Origin of the sequence: Streptomyces sp. M2CJ-2, from assembly GCF_016757295.1 — a bacterium.
Lineage (GTDB): Bacteria > Actinomycetota > Actinomycetes > Streptomycetales > Streptomycetaceae > Streptomyces.
The window spans coordinates 1-17,087 of sequence record NZ_JAESIF010000004.1; the positions used below are offsets into that span (position 1 = coordinate 1).

Genomic DNA, 17,087 nt, shown 5'->3' on the forward strand with positions numbered 1-17,087 from the left:
CCAGGAGCCGTACAGGGCGCGTTCGCGTTCCACCAGCAGGGGCATCGGGTCGCCGGTGGTGACCGGTTCGCGCAGTGGGTGGCGGGCCAGGACCGCGTCCACCTCCGGCGTCAACGCCGCCGCCAACCGGGTGGCCGTCGGCCGCCGTTCGTCGCGCAGCGCGTCCACCGCGGCGAGGAGCACGGCCCGTCGGTCCGGTTCCGGCACTTCGGCCGCCGCCCGTTCGTGGAGCAGGGCGCCCTCCTCCAGCACCAGCTCCGTGTCCGTACCCGCCGGGATCTTGATGTGCGCGTGGCGGCGCCAGGTCGTCACCGGGTCGCCCCACGCCTCCACGGTGTACGTCCAACGCCCCGTCGCGTCGGCGCAGACGGTCGCCCCCCACCGGTCCGTGCCCGGCGCCAGCTCCCGCATCGGGATGAACGGCCGCCGACGGCCCTCGGGGTCCTTCAGGACGACGTTGGCGGCCACCGCCTCGTGCCCCTCACGGAACACGGTGGCCGTCACCTCGAACGTCTCACCGACGACGGCCTTCGCCGGCCGGCGCCCCTGAAGGACCATCGGCCGGACGTCGAGGACGGGGATGCGCCCCAGGGAAGTCGAGTTCACCGCGGCCGGTGGGGGCGCTCCGGCGGCGGGCTTCGGAGAAGGCGTCGGGGGGGCCGACGACGAATGATGCGTGGCGGGCATGACCGCTCCTGTCCGCGTCAACGTGGGTGGGCGGATGACTGTGGGGAGGTGGGTCCTGCTTGATGCTGCGTGAGGTTCCTGAGGGGTGTACCGCAGGAGCCTTCCCACACTGTTCGGGTGGGCAATCCGGCGCTTTGTTAACTACTCGCGCGTATGTCGACATACAAGACCGGCCCCGTCCGTGTGGGACGGAGCCGGTCCTGGAAGAGCCCGCTCCCGACTCCCGCCCGCTTCCCCGCGGGTGCCCGGGTGATCGTGGTGCGGGAGCCCGGCAAGCGCGCACTACCGCGTCGGTGTCCGGAGCAGCCGGTCCGGCGAACCGAGCCCGCGGCCGCTCACCTTCCCGCTCGTCGACCCTTTGACCAGAGCGTTCGTCACCTGTGCCGGGGTGGCCCGCCGATGCTCGGCGAGGTACAGCGCCGCCGCGCCCGCCGCGTGCGGGGACGCCGTCGACGTGCCCGAGGCGGTGGTGTGCCCGGTGTCGCTCGCGGCCGACGCCGAGGTGATGGACACCCCCGGGGCGAACAGATCGACGGCGGAACCGTGGTTGGAAAAGGCCGGTTTCTTGTCCTGCCGGTCGGTCGCACCCACCGTGATCGCCTGCTTCACACCCGCGGGCGAGTACAGCGCCGCAGCCGCCCCCTCGTTTCCCGCGGCGACGGTGTAGCTGACGCCGGACGCGATGGACGTCCGTACGGCGGCGTTCAGTTGGGCGTTGTGGAAGCCGCCGAGGCTGAGGTTGGCGACCGCGGGCTTGACCGCGTTCCGGGTCACCCAGTCGATGCCCGCGAGCACCTGGGCCGTGGTGCCCGAGCCGTTGTCGTCGAGCACGCGGACGGAGACGATCCTGGCCCGCTTCGCGACGCCGTGGCTCTTCCCCGCGATGATGCCGGCCACATGGGTGCCGTGGCCGTTGCCGTCCTGGGCGGTCCGGTCGTTCTGGACGAAGTCCCAGCCGTGCCGGGCCCGGCCGCCGAAGTCGCGGTGCGATATTCGTACGCCGGTGTCGACGACGTAGACCGTCACCCCCGCGCCCGCCGCGGTCGGCACGGTGTACCGCTCGTCCATCGGCAGGTTCCGCTGATCCACGCGGTCCAGTCCCCAGGACGGCGGGTTCTGCTGCGTGTCGTTCGGCCCCTTCGGCGTTCGGGCCGGTGTCACCCGGGTGTCCTGGGTGACCGAGGCGACCTGTGGGTCGGCCGCGAGCCGCGCTGCCGCTCTCGCGTCGGCCCGGACGGCGTAGCCGTTGAGCACGGTGCCGTAGGTATGGCTGATTCTCGCCCCGTAGCGCCGCACGAGATCCCTGCCGATCGCCGAGCGTGCCGCGGTCCCCTTCTCCAGTGTCACCAGGTAGCTGCCGGCCACGGAGCCGGGTGCCCCGGCGCCGGATATCCGCCCCTCAGGCGCGGCGTGCGCGGGCAGGGTCGCGGCCGAAACCGTCGCGGTGCACAGGACCGCCGTCATGACCCCCGCCCGGTGCAGACGCCGCGTTCGCGTCCGTGCCATGGTCAGAGTTCCCCTCCTTGACTCCGCGTACGGCGAATCGGTGTACGGCGTCGTGGCCGGGGCGCACCCGGCGCGCGACGCCGTACGCCACCGTGGCAGCGTCTCGTGCGGAACGGAACGCCACAAGGACGCCTGCGGGTGGGGAATCGGCCATATCCGCCATGAGGTGAATCGTTCAGGTCGGGGTACGGCGGGGCCGGATTGCCCGGCTTCCGCCGTGGAGGGCGTTCCCGCCGGTACTGTCGTGCGCGACGACCGGACGCACACAGCCGTCCTTCCGCACCGCGACTCGCGCCGAGGTGGAACTTGAAGGCGATCCGTCGATTCACCGTCCGACCCGTTCTCCCCGACCCCCTCCGGCCCCTCAGCGAACTGGCCCGGAACCTGCGCTGGTCCTGGCACACGCCGACCGGCGACCTGTTCCGATCCGTCGACCCCGAACGCTGGACCGCCTGTGGCCGAGACCCCGTACGGCTGCTGGGCAGTGTGCCGCCCGACCGGCTCACGGAACTGGCCGGGGACCGCCCGTTCCTGGACTGTCTCGACGCCGTCGCGGGCGACCTGCACACGTACATGACCGGCGACCGCTGGTACCAGGACCGGTCCGGTCCCCGGTCGCAGGGTGACCGACTGCCCGCCGCCATCGCCTACTTCTCCCCGGAGTTCGGCATCACGGCCGCCCTGCCGCAGTACTCCGGCGGGCTCGGCATCCTCGCCGGCGACCACCTCAAGGCAGCCAGCGACCTCGGCGTCCCGCTGATCGGCGTCGGTCTGCTCTACCGGCACGGCTACTTCCGCCAGTCGCTGTCCCGGGACGGCTGGCAGCAGGAGCACTACCCCGTCCTCGACCCCAACGAACTGCCCCTCGCCCAGCTCAAGGAACCCGACGGCACCCCCGTCCTGGTGATCCTCGCGCTGCCCGGCGGCCGCTCGCTGCGCGCCCGGATCTGGCTGGCCCAGGTGGGCAGGGTCCCGCTGCTCCTGCTGGACTCCGACGTCGAGGAGAACGACCTCGGCGAACGCGGCGTCACCGACCGGCTCTACGGAGGCGGCAGCGAGCACCGCCTGCTCCAGGAGATGCTGCTCGGCATAGGAGGGGTCAGGGCGGTGCGCGCGTACTGCAGGCTGACCGGGCATGCGCCGCCCGAGGTGTTCCACACCAACGAGGGCCACGCCGGTTTCCTCGGCCTGGAACGCATCGCCGAACTGCGCGCCGAAGGACTGGAGTTCGGCCCCGCACTGGAGACGGTCCGGGCGGGGACCGTGTTCACCACGCACACCCCCGTACCGGCCGGCATCGACCGCTTCGACCGCGGGCTGGTCGCCCGCCACTTCGGCCCCGACGCCGAACTGCCGGGCATCGAGGTCGACCGCATTCTCCGGCTCGGCATGGAGACGTACCCCGGCGGCGAGCCCGACCTCTTCAACATGGCCGTCATGGGCCTGCGCCTGGCCCAGCGCGCCAACGGCGTCTCCCTGCTGCACGGCAGGGTCAGCCGTGAGATGTTCGCCGGGCTCTGGCCCGGATTCGACCCCGAGGAGGTGCCCATCACCTCCGTGACCAACGGGGTGCACGCGCCGACCTGGGTCGCCCCCGAGGTGCTCCGGCTCGGCGCCCGGCAGATCGGCGCCGAGCGCGCCGAGGAGGCGCTGAGCGTCGGCGGCTCGGACCGCTGGGACTCGGTCGGGGACATCCCCGACGGGGACATCTGGGAGCTGCGTAGGTCCCTGCGCTCGCTGCTGGTGACGGAGGTGCGGGAGCGGCTGCGCGCCTCGTGGCGGCAGCGCGGCGCGGGGACGGCGGAGCTCGGCTGGATCGACCGGGTGCTCGACCCGGACGTGCTGACCATCGGGTTCGCCCGGCGGGTTCCCTCGTACAAGCGGCTGACGCTGATGCTGCAGGACCGGGACCGGCTGACGGACCTGCTGCTGCACCCCGAGCGGCCGGTGCAGATCGTGGTCGCGGGCAAGGCGCACCCGGCGGACGAGAGCGGCAAGCGGCTCATCCAGGAGCTGGTCCGGTTCGCCGACGACCCGCGGGTGCGGCACCGGATCGTCTTCCTGCCCGACTACGGCATGGCGATGGCGCAGAAGCTCTACCCCGGCTGCGACATCTGGCTGAACAACCCGCTGCGTCCGCTGGAGGCGTGCGGGACCAGCGGTATGAAGGCCGCCCTCAACGGCTGCCTCAACCTCTCGGTGCTGGACGGCTGGTGGGACGAGTGGTTCCAGCCCGACTTCGGCTGGGCCGTCCCCACCGCGGGCGGAGCGGGCGGGGGCGCCTCCACGCTTTCGGCAGTGGGGGACGACCCGGACCGGCGCGACGCCGTGGAGGCCGCCGCGCTGTACGACCTGCTGGAGCAGCGGATCACGCCGCGCTTCTACGAGCGCGGTGAGAGCGGGCTGCCCGACCGGTGGCTGGAGATGGTCCGGCACACCCTGAGCCTGCTCGGCCCGAAGGTGCTGGCCGGCCGCATGGTCCGCGAGTACGTCGAGCGCCTGTACGCGCCCGCCGCGCGCGCCCACCGGGCGATGGGACCCGACCGTGCGCGCGACCTCGCCCGGTGGAAGACCCGGGTGCGCGCCGCCTGGCACGAGGTGAGCGTCGACCACGTCGAGACGTCCGGGACGACGACGGCCACCGCGGAGCTCGGCACCACCCTCGCGCTGCGGGTGCGCGTCGGCCTCGGCGACCTCGATCCGGACGACGTCGAGGTCCAGGCGGTCTCCGGGCGGGTGGACGAGGAGGACCGCATCACCTGCGCGACGCCCGTCCCGCTGAAACCGGTGGGGGCCGCCGACCTGGAGGGCCGCTGGGTGTACGAGGGCCCGCTCTCCCTGGACCGCACCGGGCCCTTCGGCTACACGGTCCGTATCCTGCCCAGCCATCCGCTGCTGGCGCACGGCACCGAGATGGGTCTGGTCGCGGTCCCCTCGGAGGAGGTGTCCGATGCGGCGGGGCTGCTGATGCGATAGGCCGCAGCACCGGCGGACGGACCGCAGGTGACGCGAAGGGCCTCAGAACTCCTCGAGGCCCTTCGTGGCCAGGCGCCGCAGCACCGTGCCGCAGCGGCGGGCGTAGGCGTGCTGCATTCCGCGGGCCGCCGGACCGGCCGCACGGGCGTACCAACGGGCCGCCTTGCTGAACGCGGAGACGGTCAGCCAGACCGTTCCGTCACCGGTGCGGTGCACGACGAAGGCCTCTTCGCCGCACTCCGGGTGACCGGGTAGGGTGCCGTACGCCCAGCCGGCCCTGCGGTCCTCCTCCACCGTCCAGACCACCCGGCAGGGTGCCTTGACCACCCCGGCGAGCGTGACGGTGACGTCGACACCGGGCGCCGCGCGGTCGGCGGTGGTGGCGAGGCCGACGCCCAGCGCCCGGTGCAGTTCCCAGGTGAGCACCGCCTCCGCGCCCTGGCGGAAGACCGCCTCGCCCTCGCCGAGGCGGGTGCGTACGTGCAGGGGATGGAACCCGGGAGGGCAGAAACCCGGCTCCCGGGTCGCGCCGACGTGGTCGTAGGTGAAGTCCGCCGAAGACATGGAACCCAAGGGTAGGGCGGCCCCGCACACCCGGTGGCACGGGGGCGCCCGTACCGGAGGATCGGACTCCGGTACGGGCGCCCCCGTGCCGCGTACGGCGGGCCCGCGGCCTACCGGCCGCCCGGCGCGGCGCCCTCAGCCACTGGCGCGGGCGCCGACGTTGACGGCGGCCCAGGCGTTCTGCACCGCCTTGTACTCGGCGCTGTTCGTGCCGTACAGCTCACCGGTCGCCGCCAGGGTGCCGGTGCGGGCGCCGGCGTAGTTGGTGGTCGAGGTGAACTTGGTGGTCAGCGCGCGGTACCAGATCTTCTCCGCCTTGGCGCGGCCGATGCCGGTGACCGGCAGGCCGTCCGAGGTGGGCGAGTCGTAGCTGACGCCGTTGATGGTCTTGGCGCCGCTGCCCTCGCTCAGCAGGTAGAAGAAGTGGTTCGCGGGGCCCGAGGAGTAGTGCACGTCGATCGAGCCGAGCCCGGAGTACCAGGAGTCCTTGGACGAGCCGTCCTTGCTCGGCTTGTCCATGTAGCGCAGCGGGGTGCCGTTGCCGCGGATGTTGATCTTCTCGCCTATGAGATAGTCACCGACGTCCGAGGAGTTGCCCGCGTGGAACTCGACCGTCGCGCCGAAGATGTCGCTGGTCGCCTCGTTGAGGCCGCCGGACTCCCCGCTGTAGCGCAGGCCGGCGGTGTTCGAGGTGAGGCCGTGGGTCATCTCGTGCGCGGCCACGTCGATCGAGGTCAGCGGGTTGGCGTTGCCCGATCCGTCGCCGTAGGTCATGCAGAAGCAGCTGTCCGACCAGAAGGCGTTGACGTAGTTGTTGCCGTAGTGGACCCGGGAGTAGGCGCCCACCCCGTCGCCGCGGATGCCGTTGCGGCCGTGCACGTTCTTGTAGTAGTCCCAGGTCAGCGCGGCCCCGTAGTGGGCGTCGGCGGCGGCCGACTCCGCGTTGGAGGGGCTGCCGTTGCCCCAGACGTCGTCGGAGCCGGAGAACAGGGTGCCGGTGCCGGAGGTGCCGCGGTTCAGGTTGTACGTCCTGTGGTTGCCGCGCGCCCCGTCGGTGAGGTTGTACGACGACCCGGATCGGGCGGTCGTCAGGCCGACGGTGCCGCTGTAGACGGTGTGGCCGGTGCCGGTCTGGACGGCCTGCCACTCGTACAGCTTCTCGCCCGTGGTGGCGTCGGTGACGACGTGCAGCTCCTGCGGGGTGCCGTCGTGCTGGAGCCCGCCGACGACGGTCTCGTACGCGAGGGTCGGCGCACCGTCCGCGGCCCAGACGACCTTGCGCGGGGCGCCCTCGACGTCGGGGCTCTTGGCGTCCTCGGCCTTCGCGGCGCCGAGGGCCTGCTGCTCCGCCTCGGCGGCGGGCACCGCGGCCTTGGTGGTGGCGGGCTTCACCGAGGCCCGGGTGGCCTTGACGACCGACTCGGTCTCGCCGGGCTTCTCGCCCTGCACGACCAGGTCGCCGCCGAGGACGGGCAGGCCGTCGTAGGTGCGCTCGTAGCGGACGTGGACGGTGCCGTCGCGGTCCTTGAGGACGTCACGGACGACGAGCTGCTCCTTCTCGCCCAGGCCGAGGTCCGCGGCGGTGTCCGCCTTGGTGGCGTTCGCCTCACGGATCAGCTCGGCGCGCTGGGCGGGGGTGAGCCGGACCGACTCGGCGGCCGGGTTCGCCCGGCTCGCGGCCGACGGGGTGTCGTCCGGGGCGGCGGTGGCGCTGCCGGACTGCACGGCCGTGGCGACCAGGGCGGCGACCCCGGCGAGGGCGACGGCGGCGGTGCGGCGGCGTGCGGTGTGGGGGGTGCGTCCGTGGGAGGACCTGCTTCTCAACACTGACTCCTTCTGCGCGGCCGCGGGTTGTGCGGCCAGGGGAGACCGGCCGACTGGTGAGCCGGCCGGGCAGAACAAGGCGGTACGCGGTACCACGTGCTGCTGTGCTGGAGCGGTGGCCGGGGCACGACGGTTCGACGGCGCTGTGGGGTTGCCGCGCGGTGGCCTTGGGAAGAGTCGCAGGAGACCGCGGTTCCTGTCAGGAGCGCGTCAAGACATTGGCCGAAAACGCCCCGTTGTCCGGGAGTTCGGGTTCGATAAACGGAGCGTTTCGCCGGCGGTGGCGGTGGTGGCGGTGACTTCGCGTTTGCCCGCTTCCGTCTAGGCCAGGCTGTCCCGCCAGGCGCGGTGGAGGTCCGCGAAGCGGCCGGTGCCCGCGATGAGTTCGGCCGGGGTGCCGTCCTCCACGATGCGGCCGTGTTCCATCACCAGGACGCGGTCCGCGATCTCCACGGTGGACAGACGGTGGGCGATCACCACCGCCGTGCGCCCCCGCAGGACCGTCGCCATCGCCCGCTGCACCGCCCGCTCGCCAGGGATGTCCAGGGAGCTGGTCGCCTCGTCCAGGATCAGTACGGCCGGGTCGGCGAGCAACGCCCGGGCGAAGGCCACGAGTTGGCGCTGACCGGCCGAGATGCGGCCGCCGCGCTTGCGTACGTCGGTGTCGTAGCCGTCGGGCAGGGCGGCGATGAAGTCGTGCGCGCCGATCTCCTTCGCGGCCCGCTCGATCTCCGCACGGGTGGCGTCCGGGCGGCCGATGGCGATGTTCTCGGCGACCGTGCCGGAGAACAGGAACGCCTCCTGCGTCACCATGACCACCCCGCACCGCAGTTCGGGCCCCGCGAGGTCGCGCAGGTCGACGCCGTCCAGCAGGACCCGGCCGTCGGTGGGGTCGTAGAAGCGGGCGAGCAGTTTGGCCAGCGTCGACTTGCCCGCGCCGGTCGAGCCGACGACGGCGACGGTCTGCCCGGCCGGGAGGGTGAGGTCGAAGCGGGGCAGCACCTCGCCGCCGGTCCGGTACGCGAAACGGACCGAGTCGAAGACGACTTCGCGCCCCGGGTGCCGCGAGGGCGCCTCCGGAAGCTCCCGGGGGGCCGCGGGCTCCGGCACGGACGGGACCTGTGCCAGGAGTCCGGCGATCTTCTCCAGCGAGGCGGCCGCCGACTGGTACGCGTTGAGGAACATGCCCAGCCGGTCGATCGGGTCGTACAGCCGCCGCAGGTACAGCACCGCCGCCGCCAGCACACCGAGCGCGAGCGTCCCGTCCGCGACCCGGTAGGCACCCCACAGCACGATCAGCGCGACCGTCGTGTTGGCGACCACCCGGGAACCGACGACATAGCGGGCCATCTCCAGCAGGGCGTCCCCGTTGGTCCGCTCGTGCCGCCGGTTCAGCGCGCCGAAGTCGGCGTCGTTGGCGGCCTCGCGGCGGAAGGCGCGCACCGGGCGGATGCCGTTCATCGTCTCGACGAACTTCACGATCACCGCGGCGATCGCCGTCGACCGCTGCCGGTACACCTCCGTGACGCGCCGCCGGTACGACCGTACGAGTGCGTACAGCGGGACGAAGGACGCCGCCGCCATCGCGCCCAGCCCGAGGTCCAGCCAGAGCAGCAGCACCGAGACGTAGACGCAGGACACGATGACCGTGACCAGCTCCTGCAGGCCCTCCTCCAGCAGCTCCCGCAGCGACTCGACGTCCGTGGTGGAGCGGGAGATGAGCCGGCCCGAGGTGTAGCGCTCGTGGAAGTCGACGCTGAGCGCCTGCGCGTGCCGGAAGATCCGGCCGCGCAGATCCAGCAGCACGTCCTGGCTGACCCGGGCGGCGGTGGCGATGAACGCGTACTGCAGCACACCGCCCGAGGCCGCGCACAGCAGGTAGCCCACCGCGACCGCGATCAGCGGCCCGTGGTCGGCGGACCGGAACGCGGGCACGCCCCGGTCGATCGCGTACGCCACCAGCAGCGGACCCGCCTGCACCGCCGTCTGCTGGAGCAGCAGCAGGAGCGCGGTGAGGGCGACCCTGCCCCGCATCGGGGCCAGCAGGGAACGCAGCAGGACGCCGGTGGCGCCCGGGGGAGTGGGCAGTACGTCCTGGTCGAAGGGGTCGCCGGCCTGCGGGGTGCGCGGCTCGCCGTTCTTGCCGTCCTCGTCCCGCGCGGGCGTGGTGGGCGCCGCCGTCATCGCTGGTCCTCCTGTTCCCCCGCCGGGTCGCCGGACATGAGGTGGGCGTACTCGGGGTGGGTGCGCAGCAGTTCGTGGTGGGTGCCGACCGCCTTGATCCGGCCGCCGGAGAGCAGGGCGACGCGGTCGGCCAGCAGCACCGTGGACGGGCGGTGCGCCACGATCAGGGCGGTGGTGTCGGAGAGCACCCGGCGCAGGGCGGCCTCGACCGCGGCCTCCGTGTGCACGTCGAGCGCGGACAGCGGATCGTCCAGCACCAGGAACTCGGGCTGCCCGACCACCGCGCGGGCCAGCGCGAGACGCTGCCGCTGCCCGCCGGAGAGGCTGAGCCCCTGCTCGCCGACCTGCGTGTCGGTGCCCTGGGGCAACGCGTCCACGAAGTCGGCCTGCGCCACGCCCAGCGCCCGCTCCAGCTCGGCCCTCCCGGCCCCGGGCCCCGCGCCCATCAGCACGTTCTCCCCGACCGCGGCCGAGAACAGGGTGGGCTCCTCGAAGGCGACGGAGACCCTGCTGCGCAGCTCCTCGCGGGAGAGCGCGGTGATGTCCGTGCCGTCCAGGGTGATCCGCCCCGAGGTCGCCTCGTGCAGCCGCGGGACCAGGGCGGTGAGCGTGGTCTTGCCGCTGCCGGTCGCGCCGACCAGGGCCATCGACTCACCGGGCCGGATGTGCAGGTCGACGCGGTCCAGGACGGGCGGGGAGCCGGAGGGGGCGTCGGGGTAGCGGAAGGTGACGTCGTGGAAGCGCAGCCCGCCGTCGCCGCCCTCGGGGGTGACCGATGTCCGTGCGCCGTCGGGACCCGGGGACTCCTCCTCGGCGTCCATCACCTCGAAGTACCGCTCGGTCGCGGTCGCCGCCTCCTGGCTCATCGCCAGCAGGAAGCCGATCGAGTCCACGGGCCAGCGCAGTGCCAGGGCCGTCGACAGGAACGCCACCAGGGTGCCCGCGGACAGGTCCCCGTCGGCCACCCGCATGGCCCCCAGCACCAGTGTCGTGCCGATGGCCAGCTCCGGGAGCGTCACGATGACGCTCATGATGGAGGCCAGCAGCCGGGCCTTGTGCAGTTCCGTCCCGCGCAGCTCCTTCGACAGCTCCCGGAACGCCCGCGCCTGGCTGCGGTGCCGTCCGAACCCCTTGATGACGCGGATGCCGAGCACGCTCTCCTCGACGACCGTCGTCAGGTCGCCGACCTGGTCCTGGGAGAGCCGGGACGCCTTGGAGTACCGCTTCTCGAAGGCCACGCAGATGACCATCACCGGCACGGCCGGAATCAGGACCACCAGCCCCAGAGCCCAGTCCTGGACCAGCATGATGATCACACCGACAAGGATCGTCACCCCGTTGACCAGAAGGAACGTCAGCGGGAAGGCCAGGAACATGCGCAGCAGCATCAGGTCCGTGGTCCCCCGGGACAGCAACTGCCCCGACGGCCAACGGTCGTGGAACGTCACCGGCAGCCGCTGCAGACGCCGGTACAGGTCCGCCCGCATCCCCGCCTCGACCCCCGACAGCGGGCGCGCCACCAGCCACCGCCGGAACCCGAACAGCAGGGCTTCCGCGAGCCCGAGCAGCAGCAGGTACAGCGCGCCGAGCCACACACCCGCCGGGTCCCGGTCGGCGATCGGACCGTCCACCATCCACTTCAGGACCAGCGGGATGACCAGGCCGATGCACGAGGCGAGGATCGCGATGAAGGCGGCGGTGAACAGCCGCGCCCGCACGGGCCGCACGTACGGCCACAGGCGCAGCAACGTACGGACCGTGGACCGCGCTTCGGGCGCTTCGCGCGTTTCGAGAGACGGGGGCGCGGGTGGGGGTGTCGTGACCATCAGCAGTGAGCCTACGGAACACAACTGACACTGCCCACCGAGTTTTGGCCGGACCGGACTCGGTCTTCGGACCTACGACCTGCGGCCCCGGCTTCCCGGGCGCGGGAACCGTGGGGGTCGTACCACCTGGTTTTCGGGCAGGGTGCCCGGTCCTTCGGGGTCGGGGCGGGTGTCCGCTTCCGCGTGGTGGCTCAGGGGCGTCGCAATTGTTTCCGGGGTGGTGCGATGTTGTGCCCTCGACGGTGCCGGGGCGGCCTTAGGTGGGCGCGGCGGTCTGGGAGTGGAAGGCGTCGTTGCGGATGGTGGCGTGGTCGGTCACTCGTTCGGGTGGGTGTGGCGGGAAGCGAGGAGGGCGGCGAGTGGTGGGGCTAGGTTGGCGGCATGTCACGGTTTCGGATGTACCCGACAGGTGAGCAGGCGGGCGTCATGCTCGGGCACTGCGCGCACGCCCGGTACGTGTGGAACCTGGCCGTCGAGCAGCATGCGCACTGGCGGCCGGGCGGCAGGTCCGCGCCGGGTTTCGCGGAGCAGTGCCGTCAGCTCACCGAGGCGCGCCGGAACAGTGCGTGGCTACGTGCGGGGAATGCGGAGGTGCAGCAGCAGGCGTTGCGGGACTTCGCCAGAGCCAAAGCCGCGCGTTTCGCTTCCGGGTTCGGCGAGCCGACCTGGCGGAAGAGGTTCGTGCATGAGGGCTTCCGGGTCATCGGCACCGACCGGATCCCGGAGTCCAATCCGGACGGCACCCCGAGGCTGAACGCCAGGGGCAGGCAGGTCATGGGCCGCTCGGTGGTGGTGCAGAAACTCAACCGCCGGTGGGCCCGGGTGAAGGTGCCGGGCTGCGGCTGGGTCCGCTTCCGTCTCACCCGGCGCGAGCTGCCCTCGGCGAAGACGTTCCGGGTCACTTTTCGCAACAACCAGTGGCACATCGCCTTTGCCGTGATCCCCGAGCCGGTCGAGGCGCCCGGCGCGGACAGCATCGTCGGTGTCGACCGGGGCGTGAAGATCACCGCTGCCCTGTCCGACGGGCGGAGGCTGAACTGCCCCCAGCTCACTCCCCGGGAACGGGCGCGGGTCCGCAAGCACCAGCGCCGGGCGGCCCGCGCCCCCAGGGGCAGCGATCGCAAGCGGGAGGAGTACGCGAAGGTCGCCCGGCTCAAGGCGCGGGAGGCGGCCCGGCGCAAGGACTGGTGCGAGAAGACCTCCACCATGCTCGCCCGTACCTACCGCCTGGTCCGGTTCGAGAAACTGAACATCACCACGATGACCCGCTCGGCGAAGGGGACCGCCGAACAGCCGGGCACGCGGGTGCGGCAGAAGGCCGGGCTGAACCGGGTGATCCTCGCCCAGGGCTGGGGCCTGCTGCGCCGCCGGACCGGGGAGAAGGCTCCCGGGCGGGTGGAGGACGTGCCCGCCCCGTACACCTCGTTGCGGTGCAGTGCCTGTGGCTGGATCGAGAAGGACTCGCGCAAGAGCCAAGCCGAGTTCGTCTGCGTGTCCTGCGGGTTCAGCTGCAACGCGGATGAGAACGCAGCGGTCAACGTCGCGGCAGGACAGGGCGGGATCCCCCGCCCCCGGCGGGCAGCCGGTGCCGGAGGGGTGACAGCGGCCACCGGCCGTTCGAGCGCCCGTGAACCTCGACCCACCCGGGTTGGAATCCCCCTGTCTATAAGAGGGGGAGGATGTCAACCCATCAGCCGATCGGTTGATGAGTCTCGAGCGTGACGGCCGATGTACGGGCGCCCCGTCCACCGGGACGCTGGGTGTCATGCCCGTCATCGAAGTCACCGATCTGCGCAAGTCCTACGGGGGCCGGCCCGCCGTGGACGGCGTCTCCTTCACCGTCGAGGAGGGCGAGATCTTCGGCGTCCTCGGCCCCAACGGCGCCGGCAAGACGACCACCGTCGAATGCGTCGAGGGCCTGCGCGTCCCCGACGCGGGCCGCGTCCGCGTCACCGGCCTCGACCCGGTCGCCGACCACGGGCAGGTCGCCCAGGTCCTCGGAGCCCAGCTCCAGCAGAGCCGGCTCCAGGCCAAACTCACCGTCCGCGAGGCCCTGGAGCTGTACGCCGCCTTCCACCCGCGACCCGCCGACTGGCGGCCCCTGGCCGAACGCCTCGGCCTGACCCCGCACCTGAACAGCCGCTTCGGCAAGCTCTCCGGCGGGCAGCAGCAACGCCTGTCCATCGCGCTCGCCCTCATCGGCGACCCCCGGATCGTCGTCCTCGACGAACTCACCACCGGACTGGACCCCCGCGCCCGCCGCGACACCTGGCAGCTCATCGAGGACATCCGCGCGAACGGCGTCACCGTCCTGCTGGTCACCCACTTCATGGAGGAGGCCCAGCGCCTCTGCGACCGGATCGCGGTGATCGACAAGGGCCGGGTGGCCGCCCTGGACACCCCGGCCGGGCTGATCCGCCGCTCGGCGGGCGCCACCGTCATCAGCTTCACGCCCTCCGCGCCCCTGGACGAACACGACCTGAACGGCCTGCCCGGCCTCGCCTCGATCGAGCACCAAGGCGGCCGCGTCACCCTGTCCGGCACGGACGAGACCGTCAACGCCGTCATCACCCTCCTCGCCCGCGCCCGTGTCACCGCCCACCAGCTCCGGGTCACCGACGCCACCCTGGACGACGCGTTCCTGGACCTGACCGGGCAGCCCGACACCACACCCGAGCCCGACGCCACCGAGGAGGTCCCGGCGTGACCACTTCCGTCCTCACCCCTGTCCTCAACGCAGCCGTCCTGCGCAGCGAGATCCGCCTCTTCCGCCGTGAGCCCGGCGGAATCTTCTGGATCCTGCTGTTCCCCACCCTCCTGCTGGCGATCCTCGGCTCCATCCCGTCCTTCCGCGAGACCGACCCGTCCTTCGGCGGACTGCGCCCGGTGGACGCGTACGTCCCGGTCGCCGTGCTGCTCGGCCTGATCGTCGGCGGTCTGCAGGGCATGCCGCAGACCCTCACCGGCTACCGCGAACACGGCATCCTGCGCCGGATGGCCACCACCCCGGTACGGGCCACGGCCCTGCTCGGCGCGCAGATGCTGGTGCACGGCGGGGCCGCCCTGCTCTCGGCGCTGCTCTCGCTGGCCGTCGGCCGGCTCGCCTTCGGAGTGCGGCTGCCGCGCCAGCCCCTCGGCTACCTCCTCGCGCTGCTCCTCGCCGTGTTCGTCACCCTCGCCCTGGGCGCCGTGCTCTCCGCGCTGTCCCGCACGACGAAGATCGCGGGCGCGGTGGGCTCCGCCGCGCTGTTCCCGGCGATGTTCTGCGCGGGGGTGTGGCTGCCGGTGCAGGCCATGCCGGACCTGCTCGCCGACATCGTCGGCTGGACCCCGTTCGGCGCCGCCGCCGAGGCGCTGAACCAGGCCGCCGCCGGCGCCTGGCCCGGCTGGACCCACCTGGCCGTCCTGGCGGTTTGGACCCTGCTGCTGACGGCCGCCGCCGCACGCTGGTTCCGCTGGGAGTGAGCGGATGACCGGGCGGGTGACCGAGACCACCGAGACCACCGAGACCACCGAGACCACCGAGACCACCGAGACCACCGAGAACACCGAGAACACCGAGAACACCGAGAACACCGAGACCACCGAGAACACCGAGAACGGCGCCATGTCGGACGGGGCGGCGGTCGAGCAGCGCTGGGCGGTGTTCCACCGCTGGGGGCCGTACGTGCTGCTCGCGGCCGGCACCCTGCTCTCGGTGGCGGCAGCCGACGCGGTCGGCATGACCCGCGGTGAGCGGTGGGCGGGCGGTGTGCTGGTCGTCGCGGCCGTCGTTCTGCAACTGGCCTGGGGCAGCGCGGAGCGCAGACGCCCCGGGCCGTCCGCCGAGAGCGCCTGCTACTACGCCGTCCGCTGGGCCGTCGGGTTCGCGCTCACCTGGCTGAACCCGCTGTTCGCCTTCTACGCGGTCATCGGCTACTTCGGCGTCGGGCGCCAGCTCCCGAGACGTCTGGTCCGGTGGGGCCTGCTCGCCACCGCGGTGACCACGGCGGGCTCACAGTCGGGCGGGATGCCGCCGCGCGACGGCCTGGGCTGGGTGTTCTTCGGCGCGGTCCTCCTGGTCAACGCCCTGCTGGTGGCCCTGTTCGCCCACTTCGGCGAACTGGAGGAGGAGCGTACCCGCGCGCAGGCCGCCACCATCGCCGAACTGGAGCGCACCAACGCCGCGTTGCAGCAGGCCCTCGGCGAGAACGCCGCCCTGCACACCCAACTCCTCGTCCAGGCAAGGGAGGCGGGGGTCGCCGATGAACGCCGACGGCTGGCCGCCGAGATCCACGACACCCTCGCCCAGGGCCTGACCGGCATCATCGCCCAGCTCCAGGTCGTCGCGAACACCCGCGACCCCGACCTGGCCCGCGTCCACGTGGTGCGGGCCACCGACCTGGCCCGCGAGAGCCTCGGCGAGGCCCGCCGCTCCGTGCACAACCTCGCCCCGGTCGCCCTCGACCGGGACGGACTGCCGCAGGCCCTGGAGAAGACGGTCGCGGAATGGGGCGAACGCACCGGCGCCCGCGCCGACTGCACGGTCACCGGCACCGTCGAGCCCCTCCACGAGGAGGTCGCCGCCACCCTGCTGCGGATCGCCCAGGAGGCCCTGTCCAACGCCTCCCGGCACGCCCGCGCCACCCGGGTCGGCGTCACGCTCTCCTACATCGGCGACGAGGTCACCCTCGACATCCGCGACGACGGCCGCGGCTTCGACCCGCGGGTGCGCCCCGCCCGCACCGGCAGCGGCGGCTTCGGCCTCGACGGGATGCGCGCCCGCGCGGAGCGCATCGCCGGCTCCCTCACCGTGGAGTCCGAGCCCGGCCACGGTACGGCGGTGTCGGCTCGCGTACCGTTGGTCCGCCATGACTGACACCCCGGCCACGACGGACCCCCCGGCCGTCTCCGTGCTGATCGTCGACGACCACCCCGTCGTACGGGACGGCCTGCGCGGCATGTTCGAGTCCGCGCCCGGCTTCCGCGTCCTCGGCGAGGCGGCGAACGGCGTCGAGGCACTGGAACGGGCCGCCGCCCTGGACCCGGACGTGGTGCTCATGGACCTGCGCATGCCGGGCGGTTCGGGCGTGGACGCCATTCGGGAACTGTCCCGCCGGGGCGCGCGGGCCAAGGTGCTCGTCCTGACCACCTACGACACCGACTCCGACACCCTGCCCGCGATCGAGGCGGGCGCGACCGGCTATCTGCTGAAGGACGCGCCGCGCGAGGAGCTGTTCACGGCCGTGCGGGCGGCGGCCGAGGGCCGTACGGTCCTCTCCCCGGCGGTGGCCTCCCGCCTGGTCTCCGCGGTCCGCTCCCCCCGCTCGTCCGGCGGCGAACCGCTGTCCGCCCGGGAGCGTGAGGTCCTCGGCCTGGTCGCCCGGGGCACCTCCAACCGTGAGATCGCCCGCGAACTCTTCATCAGCGAGGCGACCGTGAAGACCCACCTCACCCACCTGTACGCCAAACTGGGCGTCAAGGACCGCGCCGCGGCCGTGGCGGCCGCCTACGACCGCGGCATCCTCGGCTGACCGCGCC

At 72.6% G+C, this 17,087-nt stretch carries 11 protein-coding genes and 1 pseudogene; 6 read left to right on the forward strand and 6 right to left on the reverse strand.

The window, feature by feature from the left end; genetic code table 11:
* Both JL475_RS05595 and JL475_RS05600 read right to left on the reverse strand, forming a co-directional pair.
* Window positions 1-687, reverse strand: a 687-nt coding sequence (locus tag JL475_RS05595; RefSeq protein ID WP_202275975.1) for a maltotransferase domain-containing protein, incomplete at its 3' end; no start/stop codon positions are given.
* Between the two features lie 282 nt (window positions 688-969).
* The gene (locus JL475_RS05600; RefSeq protein WP_202275976.1) at window positions 970-2,193 is read right to left on the reverse strand and encodes a S8 family peptidase; all 1,224 of its coding nucleotides are present in this window, start codon (window positions 2,191-2,193) and stop codon (window positions 970-972) included.
* A 306-nt stretch (window positions 2,194-2,499) separates the two neighbouring features.
* Here JL475_RS05600 and JL475_RS05605 point away from each other — a divergent pair, with 306 nt between their 5' ends.
* Window positions 2,500-5,169 carry a glycosyltransferase family 1 protein gene (locus JL475_RS05605; RefSeq protein WP_202275977.1) on the forward strand — a complete coding sequence of 890 codons (2,670 nt, stop codon included), beginning with the start codon at window positions 2,500-2,502 and terminating at the stop codon, window positions 5,167-5,169.
* 42 nt (window positions 5,170-5,211) lie between these two features.
* On the opposite strand, the gene JL475_RS05610 is transcribed toward JL475_RS05605, so the two are convergent.
* The 4 genes and pseudogenes from JL475_RS05610 to JL475_RS05625 form a co-directional block, all read right to left on the reverse strand.
* Window positions 5,212-5,733, reverse strand: a complete 522-nt coding sequence (locus JL475_RS05610) for a DUF1990 family protein (RefSeq protein WP_202275978.1) — start codon at window positions 5,731-5,733, stop codon at window positions 5,212-5,214.
* Between the two features lie 144 nt (window positions 5,734-5,877).
* Window positions 5,878-7,557: pseudogene (locus JL475_RS05615) on the reverse strand (M4 family metallopeptidase); the annotation flags it as partial.
* Window positions 7,558-7,878: 321 nt separating this feature from the next.
* A complete protein-coding gene (locus tag JL475_RS05620; protein WP_202275979.1) occupies window positions 7,879-9,741 on the reverse strand; it encodes an ABC transporter ATP-binding protein in 1,863 nt (620 codons plus the stop codon).
* Complete coding sequence (locus JL475_RS05625; RefSeq protein ID WP_202275980.1) at window positions 9,738-11,567, reverse strand: ABC transporter ATP-binding protein; 1,830 nt, start codon at window positions 11,565-11,567, stop codon at window positions 9,738-9,740. The genes JL475_RS05620 and JL475_RS05625 overlap by 4 nt, the downstream gene beginning before the upstream one ends.
* A 381-nt stretch (window positions 11,568-11,948) precedes the next feature.
* On the opposite strand from JL475_RS05625, the gene JL475_RS05630 reads away from it, so the two are divergent.
* The 5 genes from JL475_RS05630 (at window position 11,949) to JL475_RS05650 (ending at window position 17,080) form a co-directional block, all read left to right on the forward strand.
* Window positions 11,949-13,289: a transposase gene (locus tag JL475_RS05630; protein ID WP_237406342.1), complete on the forward strand. Its 1,341-nt coding sequence runs from the start codon at window positions 11,949-11,951 to the stop codon at window positions 13,287-13,289.
* 43 nt (window positions 13,290-13,332) lie between these two features.
* The gene (locus tag JL475_RS05635; RefSeq protein ID WP_202275981.1) at window positions 13,333-14,274 is read left to right on the forward strand and encodes an ABC transporter ATP-binding protein; all 942 of its coding nucleotides are present in this window, start codon (window positions 13,333-13,335) and stop codon (window positions 14,272-14,274) included.
* Window positions 14,271-15,032 carry an ABC transporter permease gene (locus JL475_RS05640; protein ID WP_202275982.1) on the forward strand — a complete coding sequence of 254 codons (762 nt, stop codon included), beginning with the start codon at window positions 14,271-14,273 and terminating at the stop codon, window positions 15,030-15,032. Before JL475_RS05635 ends, JL475_RS05640 begins: the two co-directional genes overlap by 4 nt.
* Window positions 15,033-15,174: 142 nt before the next feature.
* A complete protein-coding gene (locus tag JL475_RS05645) occupies window positions 15,175-16,425 on the forward strand; it encodes a sensor histidine kinase (RefSeq protein ID WP_202276358.1) in 1,251 nt (416 codons plus the stop codon).
* Window positions 16,418-17,080: a response regulator transcription factor gene (locus JL475_RS05650; protein ID WP_202275983.1), complete on the forward strand. Its 663-nt coding sequence runs from the start codon at window positions 16,418-16,420 to the stop codon at window positions 17,078-17,080. The genes JL475_RS05645 and JL475_RS05650 overlap by 8 nt, the downstream gene beginning before the upstream one ends.
* Window positions 17,081-17,087: the final 7 nt, after the last annotated feature.